Raw genomic sequence first — 545 nt, forward strand, 5'->3', positions numbered from 1 at the left:
GATGTGTATAAGAGACAGATCCACAACTCATCCCCTCCATTTTCAACTGAAGTGGGTTCGGACCTCCACGACGTCTTACCGACGCTTCATCCTGGCCATGGATAGATCACACCGCTTCGGGTCTAGAACACGCGACTCACGCCCTTATCGGACTCGCTTTCGCTACGACTCCCCCACCACGGGTTAACCTCGCCACGCATCACTAACTCGCAGGCTCATTCTTCAAAAGGCACGCCATCACCACACAGGCTCTGACGGCTTGCATGCGACCGGTTTCAGGAACTCTTTCACTCCCCTCCCGGGGTACTTTTCACCCTTCCCTCACGGTACTCATCCACTATCGGTCACCAAGGAGTATTTAGGCTTGACGGGTGGTCCCGCCAGATTCACGCGAAATTCCACGAGTCCCACGCTACTCGGGGCAACCCCACACCAGTGCCACGCTTACAGTTACAGGACTCTCACCCACTCCGGTACGCCTTCCCAGACGCTTCACCTTCACGCAACATTTCTCACTGGCCAATCCTGCGGCAGCAGAACCACAA

Annotated in this window: 1 rRNA gene; it reads right to left on the minus strand. The window is 56.0% G+C overall.

Annotated features, from left to right (window positions below):
• Nucleotides 1–545 (minus strand): 23S ribosomal RNA (locus tag C9J36_RS17075); the annotation flags it as partial.

This window comes from Metasolibacillus fluoroglycofenilyticus (assembly GCF_003049645.1).
GTDB classification, from domain to species: Bacteria; Bacillota; Bacilli; order Bacillales_A; family Planococcaceae; genus Metasolibacillus; species Metasolibacillus fluoroglycofenilyticus.